Raw genomic sequence first — 10,300 nt, forward strand, 5'->3', positions numbered from 1 at the left:
TAATAGCTTATAATCAAATTTAAAAAATGATAAACTCTGAATATTTAAACAACCTGAATAATGCTCAAAAAGAGGCTGTTTTATATCTTGATGGACCATTATTGATTGTTGCGGGAGCTGGATCTGGAAAAACAAAAGTTCTAACCTCAAGAATTGCTCATATAATCAATGAAAAAAAGGCTTTTCCAAATCAAATCTTATCAGTGACTTTTACTAATAAGGCTGCAAAAGAAATGCAAAACAGAGTAAGCTCTATATTAAATTCTGAGGCAATCGGGCTTTCATGGCTCGGGACTTTTCATTCTATATGTGCAAAACTTCTAAGAAAACATGCACCTGCAGCTGGATTAACTTCTAATTTTACAATTATTGATACAGATGACCAGGTGAGATTAATCAAAAATATATGTAAAGCTGAAAATATAGACATAAAACAATTAGCCCCAAAGTTTATTCTTTCAATAATTGATAGGTGGAAAAATAAAGGCTTCTATCCAGATGAAGTCGTTATCAATAAAAATGATATTTTTGAAAGAACTATACGTCCTCTATATAAAATTTATCAACAAAAGTTATTAGATTTAAATGCATGTGACTTTGGAGATTTAATTTTACACGTGGTTAAAATTTTAGAAAAAAATCAGGACATTAGAAATATTTATTCAAATAATTTTAAATATATACTTGTGGATGAATACCAAGATACTAATTATATACAAAGTAGATGGCTAAACTTGCTCTCAGAAAAGCATAAAAATTTATGCTGTGTTGGAGATGATGATCAATCCATTTATAGTTGGCGTGGAGCAGAGATAAAAAATTTCTTAGAGTTTGATCAAGTGTATAAAAATTCAAAAGTAATAAGATTAGAAGAAAATTATCGTTCCTCACAAAATATATTATCTGTTGCTTCAAATCTTATAGCTAACAATCAAAACAGAGTTGGAAAAACTTTAAAGACAACTATGGAGGAAGGAGATCTTGTTAAGCTTAATTGTTTTAAGAATGGAAAAGATGAAGCAATAGGGGTTTCTGATGAAATAGAAAAAAAACTTAAAAAAAAATATTCTTTTAATAATATTGCTATTCTTGTTAGAGCTATTTTTCAGACAAGAGAATTTGAAGAAAGATTTTTAAAAATTGGCTTACCCTACAGAATTCTTGGTGGGACAAAATTTTATGAAAGAGCAGAAATTAAAGATTGTGTTGCTTATTTAAGATTGATTCACCAGCCAAAAGATGATTTAGCTTTTGATAGAATAGTCAATAATCCCAAAAGAGCAATTGGAGAAAGTACTATAAAATTAATTCATGAGTTTTCAAAAACAAATGCTGTTAGTTTGGAAATTGCTTCTAAAAAATTAATTGAAGAAAATTTAATTAAACCCAAAACTAAAATTGGTCTAAGCTCTTTTTTATTCTTAATGGATAAGTGGAGGAATGACATTAATATTAAAAAAATTAACCATGTTAAATTATTACAACTAGTTTTAGATGAATCTGGTTATTCAAGTATGTTAAAAAACAAAAAAGATTTGGAAAATGAAAACAGACTTGAAAATATTAAAGAGCTTTTAAGTGCGATGAAAGATTTTGATAATTTAGAAAATTTTCTAGAACATGTGGCTCTTGCCACCTCAGTTGATCAGGATTGGGATGGAGAAAAAGTTAACATGATGACAATGCATGGATCTAAAGGACTTGAATTTGATGTGGTTTTCTTACCCGGTTGGGAAGAAGGTCTTTTCCCACACCAAAAATCTATTGAAGAGAAAGGCCAAAATGGGCTTGAAGAAGAAAGGCGATTGGCATATGTGGGAATAACAAGAGCTAAAAAAAAAGCACTAATATCTTTTGCTATGAATAGGTTTTATCAAGGAAATTGGATAGACAGTATGGCTTCAAGATTTATTGAGGAACTACCAGAAAAATTTTTAGAAAAAAATTCTTTTTTTGACGACTCTAAAGATAATGAAGAAGATTTTGAATTTAATCAAGATTTTGAAATTGAAGAAGGAACTAGAAGTCCTGGATGGATAAGATATCAAAAAAGAATTAAATGATTTTAAAAAAAATAAAAGTTCTAAGAAAAAAATTTAAACAATATAAAATTGATGGTTATATTATTCCAAAAAATGATGAATATTTTTCTGAATATGCAAAAAATGACAGGTTAAAGAATATTACAGGATTTTCAGGTTCTGCAGGTTTTGCTATAGTTTTAAAAAAACAAAATTATTTATTTGTCGATGGAAGGTATACTATTCAAGCCCATCAACAATCATCTAAAAATTTTAAGATTATTGAAATTCATAAAAAACTACCTCATACAATTATTAAAAATTTGAATTTAGGATATGACCCAACACTATTTACATCAAAATTACTTAATAAATATTTTAAGAATAATAACTTAATTTCAATTGACCAAAACTTAATTGACCAAATATTTAGATTCAAAGATAAACCTACTAAGCCATTCTACTCTTTAGACACAAAAATTGTAGGTGAGCCATATAGTTCTAAAATTTCTAAAGTAGTGCGATTTCTTAAAAACAACAAAGTAGATTATTGTTTCATTTCTGCACCTGAAAATGTGGCATGGCTTTTAAATATTCGTGGATATGATAATCCAAATAGCCCAATTGCGAATGCAAGATTGATACTAAATAAAAAAAAAGAATTTTTTTTAATAACAAATGAAAAAAAATTAAAAAATCTCCTATTAGATAAAAAGATTAAAAAGAAACAAATTTTACCAATCAAATCACTTCCACAATTTTTAGATAATTTAAAAGGTAAAAATTTTATTATTGATAATAAAACCTGCTCAATTTTTTATGAAAAAATAATTAAATCAAATTTTAATATACTTAAATTTGATGATCCTGTTTATGAATTAAAATCAATCAAAAATTCTAATGAAATAAAACATATGATCGAAGCCCATAAAAAAGATGGCTTAGCGTTAACAAAATTTATTTATTGGATTAAAAATATTAATAAAAAAAAAATTACAGAAGTGTATGCGCAAAACAAATTAAATAAATTCAGAAAACAAAATAAAGATTATTTATTTCCAAGTTTTGATACTATTGCTGGCGCTGGCTCAAATGGAGCAATTGTTCATTATAGGGCTAATAAAAAAACAACTAAAAAAATTGAACAGAATGATATTTTATTAGTAGATTCTGGTGGACAATATCATTACGGTACTACAGATGTTACGAGGACTATTTCATTCTCAAAACAAAACAAATTTATCAAAAATGCTTATACGAACGTATTAAAAGGACATATTGCAGTTGCCTTAACAAATTTGAATAAAGATGACACTGGAAAAAAAATCGACATCAGAGCTAGAAAATTTTTAAAAAAAGAAGGTCAAGATTATGCTCACGGAACAGGACATGGAGTTGGTTTTTTTTTAAACGTCCATGAAGGACCTCAATCCATCTCAAAACATAACTCGATAAAGATAAAAAATGGAATGATCCTGAGTAATGAGCCTGGTTTTTACAAAAAAAATCACTTTGGTATTAGGATCGAAAACTTAATCTATGCCAAAAAAACCAAAAGAAGCTTTAATTTTGAAAACCTTACACTTGCTCCTTTAGAAAAAGATTTAATTAACTACGAGCTATTAAATAAAATAGAAAAAGATTATTTATTTAAATATCATTTAAATATTTATTCAGAATTTTCTGGTTTGCTTAATAAAAAAGAAAGAATGTGGTTAGCCACTCTTATTTAACATTTTTAACCATTCTGTCTGATTAATAATTTTTATATTCCACTCCTTAGCTGTGTTTATTTTTTTTAGAGTTGGTTTGTCTCCAGCAATTAAATAATCAAGTTTTTTATTAACGTTATTAATTATTTTTCCTGAATTTTGTTCTATCATTGATTTTGCTTCCGCCCTGCTTATTCCATTTAACTTTCCAGTTAACATAAAAGTTTTATTTTTTAACAATCCATTATTATTTATTAAAATTACATCTTTGATTAATAAATTTTTTTCTAACTCAGACAGCACTTTAAGATTAGTTTTATTCAGGAAAAATTTTTTAATGGATTGAATTTGAGTTATTCCAATTCCATCAATATTAGATAAACTTTCAATATTGTTTTCCCCTGATAGTCTAAAAAAATTAGATGCTGTTTTAAGGTGTCTTGCAATAAGCTTAGCATTTTCTTGTCCAATATGTCTTACTCCTAATGAATAAATAAATCGCTCTAGAGAAATATTTTTTTTTTCTTCAATTGAAAATCTTAAATTAGCAACTGATAATTTTCCCCATCCTTCGAGTTCTTCTATTTTATTATAATCAAGCTTAAATATATCCTGTGGAAGTCTTACTAATTTTAGGTTCCAAAAATTTTCAACAATTTTCTTGCCAAATCCTTCTATGTTAAATGCGTCCTTAGAAACAAAATGTTTAATTCTCTCTATGGCAATTTTTTCACATTCAAACCCCTCGCTAGCACACCTTCTTACAGCATCTTGTCTTTTAGTTGTCTCATTATAATCTTTAATTGTTTTGCTTCCACACGATGGGCACTTTTGAGGAAAAATAAATTTCTTTGAGTTTTGTTTTCTTTTTTTTAAATCTACTAAAACTACATGTGGAATTACATCTCCAGCTCTTTCGACAGTGACCGTATCCCCTACTCTTATATCTTTTCTAACAATTTCATCTTCATTGTGAAGCGTTGCATTTGAAACTATTACACCCCCTATATTAACTGGTTTAATTTTTGCAACCGGGGTAAGTGCCCCCGTTCTACCAATTTGTATTTCAATATTCATTATTTCTGAAATTGAGCTATTAGCTGAAAACTTATGTGCTATCGCCCATCTGGGTGCATTAGCAGCAAAACCCAGTCTTTTTTGTAAATCAAAATCATTAACTTTATAAACAATTCCATCTATATCAAATGCCAGTTCTTTTCTTTTTTCCTCTAATTCTTTATGATTTAACATTAAATTTTTAACTCCAATAATTTTTTTATTAAAAGGGTTTGTTTTAAATCCCCATAATTTTAAATTTTCTAAGAAACTTGTTTGGTTATTGATATTCATTTTTTTTTCATAACCATAGGTGTAGGCAATAAATTTTAATGGAATTTTTGCAGTTATTAATGAATTTTTTTGTCTTAATGATCCAGAGGCAGCATTTCTCGGGTTTGCAAATTTGTCATTAATTTTTTTAAAGTCATTATTTTCAATAAAAACTTCACCTCTAATATCTATTTCTTTAGGGAAGTTACTCTTAGTTATCTCCAAAGGTATATCCTTAATGGTTTTTAAATTTTGTGTAATATCCTCTCCTTCATTACCATCTCCTCTAGAAAGCCCTTTGGTTAATTTTCCATTAATATAAATTAGGGATGCGGATATTCCATCAATTTTTGGTTCAGCACTATATTCGATAGAATTTACATCTTTTAAACTTAAGAAATTAATTATTTTTTTTTCAAAATTTTTTAAGTCTTCTTCATTAAAAGCATTTCCAAGTGACAACATTGGAACTTTATGTTTTATTTTTTGAAAATTTTTTGATGGTTTAAAACCAACTATTTTTGTAGGTGATCGATCATTATTTAGAAATTTATACGAATTTTCTAAATCAATTATTGCTTTTTTAAGTAAATCATATTCTTGATCTGAAACAATTGGATTATCTTTGTCATAATAGTTTTTATTATATTCTTCTAATAAATTAATTTTATGTAAATAATCTTTACTTATTTTTTTCTTATCCATTTATTAAAAAAGTTTTTTAAATTTTTCTTTTAAACTTTTTTTCTCACTTTTAATTTTATCTACTTCATATTCTTTATTAAATATATTGTAAGTTTTTTCATACCATTCACTAGATAGATAATTATAACCCAGTAAACTTGCATATTTTTTAGCTTCACCCTCTAGACCTATTTTATAATGAATTTCCACCAATCTATGTATTGCCTCTTCTGTGTAGATTGTGGTGTCGTAATCGTTCAATATAGTTTTAAATCTATTAATTGCTGCTACCCATTTTTCTTTTTTTATATAATGTCTACCTAAATACATTTCTTTTGATGCCAAAATATCATTTATTAGGCCGATTTTAAATTTTGAGTCCAGGGCAAAATCAGTATTTGGATAATTCTCAATTATAAATTCAAATTTTTTTTTAGCTTCCAGTAGTGGTTTGAGATCTTTTTTTTCTCCTTCGATATTTTCGTAATATGATAAACCCATCAAATAATACACATAATCTAATCTAGGGTCTTTTGGATATGTTTTTAAAAATCTTTCAAGATTGTATATAGCATTGAAATAATTGCCCTCAAGGTAATAGGTGTAAGATGCCATTAAAGAAGATTTTGGTGCCCAATCAGATTGGGGGTACAATAATTCTGCTTCTAAAAATTTTTTTGCAGCAAAAAAAGTATCATTTTCCTCTAAGGCTTTTACACCTTCTTTGTATGCTTGTATCATTTCGTTTTCTTGATTAATTTCTTTAATTAAAGAAATTTCCTTATCATTTTTTGAACAAGCGTTTAGGATCAGGATTGCTAATATTATTATTAATTTAGAAAAGAAATTCATTTAATTTTACTATAATTTATATAATAAAAAAAACTAAGCGATAGACCTTAAATGACTCTTATTTATGAAGGTATTTGGCAAATGTTTTTCAGTAATCTCTATTAATGAAAAATTTTCATCGTTTTGGAAAACTTTTCTCAATAATTGGTTAGTTAATTTATGTCCTCCTTGAGAACAAACAATTTTTCCAATTATTTTATAACCTGCTAGATATAAATCTCCCATACAATCTAAAATCTTATGGTTTACAAATTCCTTTTTATTTCTAAGACCTTTTTCATTTAAAATTTCATTGTCCTTAACAACTATTGCATTTTCAAGACTTCCTCCTTGAGCTAGGCCCATCTCTTTTAATTTTTCTATATCTTCAAATAAACAAAACGTTCTGGAGTTATAAATATCAGTCAAATCTGACTCGAATACACTTACTAAATTTCTTTGCGTTCCAATTAAGTTATTTTCATATTTTAGTTCAAAATCTATATCTAAACTAACTTTACTTGGCTCTATAGAAATTGTTTTTTTACCATCATTAAATTCAATTCTTTTTTCAATTTTAATAATCTTTATTGGTGCTTTACTATTTTTTATTCCAACTTTTGATATTTCTTCAATAAAAATTTTTGCTGACCCATCAAGAATTGGTACTTCCTGATTATCAATCTCTACTAGTGCATTATCAATTCCTAAACCATATAATGCTCCCATTAAATGCTCTATTGTTGATATACTAACCCCACTTTCATTTGCTATGGTTGTGCAAAATACTGCACTACTAACATTAAAAATGTTTGGAACTACTATATTATTTTCTTTTAAATCAACTCTTTTAAAAAGAATTCCCGAATTTGGTTTTGCTGGCTTGACGGTCATAGTTACATTTGCTCCACTATGAAGCCCAACGCCTTTAAAGATAATATCTCTATTGATAGTTTTTTGATTAAGAACAGACATTATTATTCTTATAAATAATTGGTTTAAATTTAGAAAAACAACAAATGTTACGAGAAAATACTAGTCTATTTGAAAAAATGAAAAAGTTTTTCAAAAAAACCTTGTTTTATTTGTTTTTTTGGCACAACTACAACCTCTTGTTTGTCATACATTTTTCTTAGTTTGTACCCAGATTGACAAACATCACCTAGGGTTTCCTCTAAAAAATCAATATCTTTAGAAAATGAAATTTTATCTTTAAATTTATTATCTAAAATTTTTGATCCTTCCCCCATCAGTATCATCTTAGATTGGGTCTTTACCTTTGCATTTGAGACAAGAGATTTATCGCATAATTCAAGAATCTCTTCTGTTCTAGCAAAAGCTATTTTTTGTAACATTTCCAAAGAAAAATTTGGATTATCGCTATGTTCGTTATTTTTTTCAAAATTTAATTTAAGTTTTTCTGCTTCATTAATACCAATTTTTAAAAGTAGAGAAATATCTTTAGTAATATGGTTTCCACCTATCGGCAGAACGTCTAAAAAGATCAATTTATCATTATTAAAGAAAAAAATTGATGTTTTTTTAAAACCAATATCAATGAAAGATACCTCTCCTATTAAATTTAAATTATTTTTATAATTGATTGATTTTGCATAACTAGAACAAATTATTTGATTAATTGATATATTTAATTCTGAAAAAATATTTTTAAAGCTAAAGACTAATTCACTTGGAAGACAGATAAAAATAATGTCTAGCGATATAAATTGGCAATCGATTTCATCTGGTAACTCAGAATAATCAACATTATCAATTTTATAATTATTTATAATTATGTGTGCAATATTATAATCTGAATAATATTTTTTTATTTGCTGCTTTGCTTCTTGAATTAAAAATATGATATCATCTTGTCTTAATTTCAGTTCTTCAATTTTTTTAAATACAGAAATTGCAACAGAAATCGTTTTTGAACTATCTATCATCAAATCTATATTATCAATATATTCATTTGTGGATTTTTCTAGCGATGCAATAATTTTTTGAATATCTGGTTTAAGATTAAATTGCTCTGTATAAAAATTACTCTCAATAAAAAAAGGATTATTCTTACTTTCTTCATTAAATGCACCTGCTCTTATTTTTGAAGAACCGCAGTCAATTATTGTATGAAATTTTTTATCACTCATTACTTGGCAACTAAATGATTTTTAATTCTCAAATCAATAAATTTAAAATCTTTAAAATTATCATTATTGATAAGTTCCTTAGATAAGTTTAATGACGCTACAATATGTTCTTGTGGTAGCTTAATCAAAATATCCTTATCAGTTAAAATATCCCATCTACCTGATGGGAAAAAAGATAATTCTTTTAAATTTGAAAAAGACCACATAGATTTTTCAATATTTTTTTTAAATGATAAAAAATCTTGAGAATTAAATTCACCAAAAATGTATGGGAGTAGTTCATTGTTACTTTTATCTTCAATTAACTTACCATTTGCACCTACTAGATATTGACTATTATTAGAAACTCGAGCAATTAATTTAGTTGGTTTAATTTCAATGTTAAGTGTTGATGGGTAAATTTTTTTTATATTAAACTCTTGTATAATATTATGTTTTTCTAAAATTTTTATTATTTCTTCCTCATTAATGACAAATATACTTTTGTATAAAAGGTTATTAAGGTTATTTAAGATCTCCAAATTTTTTCTCTCAGAAAGACCTGTAATGTTTATTTTAGTTATTGATGAAGATAATTTTTTTTGATCGTTTATAAATTTTGCACTAGTAGTGCTTAAAATGAATAAAAATAATAAATAAATTATTATTTTATTTTTTTTACCTATTGATTGATGCATCTTTTAAAATCCATTCAATTAATTTTATAAAACTTATACCCTTATGTTTTGCAATCTCAGGGACTAATGAAAGTTTAGTCATTCCAGGCTGAGTATTAATCTCTAATAAATAAAACTTCCCGTTAAAAAATTTAAAGTCAGATCTTGTAACACCTTTACAGCCTATAATTTTATGAGCTGCTCTTGCTATGCCAGTAATTTTAGCTAGATTATTTTTACTCAAATCTACAGGAATTATGTGCTTAGTCTTAGCACTAGAATTATATTTTGCTTCATAATCATAAAACTTTCTTTTAGGCTCAAGTTCAATTGCACCAAGTGATTTATTATTCATTATTGCAACTTGGATTTCTCTACCTGATATAAATTCCTCAATTAATATTTCATTATAACTTTTTAATGCTCTTAAGTTTTTTATTATATTGGTTTTGTCACAAATATATACATGAACGCTAGACCCTTCATTTATAGGTTTTACTACTACAGGGAATTTTAAATTTTTTTCAATTAATTTTATAATGTTAAGTTTATTTTTTTTATGATTAAATTTAATATATTTTGGAGTTAATATTTTATTTTTTATAAAAATTTTTTTTGAAATTTCTTTATCCATTGCTATTGATGATGCAATTACACCTGAGTGTGTGTATGGAATTTTTTTAGTCTCTAAAATTGCTTGAATGTATCCATCTTCACCAAATTGTCCATGTAGCGCATTAAAAACAACATCTGGTTTAAATGAAGTGATATTCTTTGATAGATTTTTATCTGGCTCACTAATTAAAACCTTATATCCATATTTAATTAACTCTTTGGCAACTTGCTTTCCAGTATCTAAGCTAATTAACCGTTCCTTAGATATACCACCAGATAATATTAAGATTTTTTTTGTCATT

At 26.3% G+C, this 10,300-nt stretch carries 8 protein-coding genes; 2 read left to right on the top strand and 6 right to left on the bottom strand.

The window, feature by feature from the left end; translation table 11 throughout:
- The first annotated feature begins 26 nt into the window (after positions 1 to 26).
- Together AC5SLT_RS05020 and AC5SLT_RS05025 are read left to right on the top strand one after the other, a co-directional pair.
- Positions 27 to 2,063, top strand: coding sequence for an ATP-dependent helicase (locus AC5SLT_RS05020; RefSeq protein ID WP_494591474.1), 2,037 nt, complete (start codon positions 27 to 29; stop codon positions 2,061 to 2,063).
- Entirely contained in the window at positions 2,060 to 3,754 is a 1,695-nt protein-coding gene (locus AC5SLT_RS05025) for an aminopeptidase P family protein (RefSeq protein WP_494591477.1), read from the top strand. The genes AC5SLT_RS05020 and AC5SLT_RS05025 overlap by 4 nt, the downstream gene beginning before the upstream one ends.
- Here AC5SLT_RS05025 and ligA read toward each other — a convergent pair.
- The 6 genes from ligA to AC5SLT_RS05055 form a co-directional block, all read right to left on the bottom strand.
- Positions 3,737 to 5,767, bottom strand: coding sequence for an NAD-dependent DNA ligase LigA (ligA, locus tag AC5SLT_RS05030; protein WP_494591479.1), 2,031 nt, complete (start codon positions 5,765 to 5,767; stop codon positions 3,737 to 3,739). The genes AC5SLT_RS05025 and ligA overlap by 18 nt on opposite strands.
- A gap of 3 nt (positions 5,768 to 5,770) precedes the next feature.
- Entirely contained in the window at positions 5,771 to 6,598 is an 828-nt protein-coding gene (locus AC5SLT_RS05035) for an outer membrane protein assembly factor BamD (RefSeq protein WP_494591481.1), read from the bottom strand.
- A gap of 33 nt (positions 6,599 to 6,631) precedes the next feature.
- Positions 6,632 to 7,552 (bottom strand): UDP-3-O-acyl-N-acetylglucosamine deacetylase, encoded by a 921-nt coding sequence (lpxC, locus tag AC5SLT_RS05040; protein ID WP_494591482.1) that lies wholly within the window; start codon positions 7,550 to 7,552, stop codon positions 6,632 to 6,634.
- 65 nt (positions 7,553 to 7,617) lie between these two features.
- Positions 7,618 to 8,727, bottom strand: a complete 1,110-nt coding sequence (locus AC5SLT_RS05045) for a cell division FtsA domain-containing protein (RefSeq protein WP_271486878.1) — start codon at positions 8,725 to 8,727, stop codon at positions 7,618 to 7,620.
- Entirely contained in the window at positions 8,727 to 9,404 is a 678-nt protein-coding gene (locus tag AC5SLT_RS05050) for a cell division protein FtsQ/DivIB (protein WP_271486875.1), read from the bottom strand. The genes AC5SLT_RS05045 and AC5SLT_RS05050 overlap by 1 nt, the downstream gene beginning before the upstream one ends.
- Positions 9,385 to 10,299 (bottom strand): D-alanine--D-alanine ligase, encoded by a 915-nt coding sequence (locus tag AC5SLT_RS05055; protein WP_494591485.1) that lies wholly within the window; start codon positions 10,297 to 10,299, stop codon positions 9,385 to 9,387. Before AC5SLT_RS05055 ends, AC5SLT_RS05050 begins: the two co-directional genes overlap by 20 nt.
- Position 10,300: the final 1 nt, after the last annotated feature.

The organism is Candidatus Pelagibacter sp. PS_11 (genome assembly GCF_059417975.1).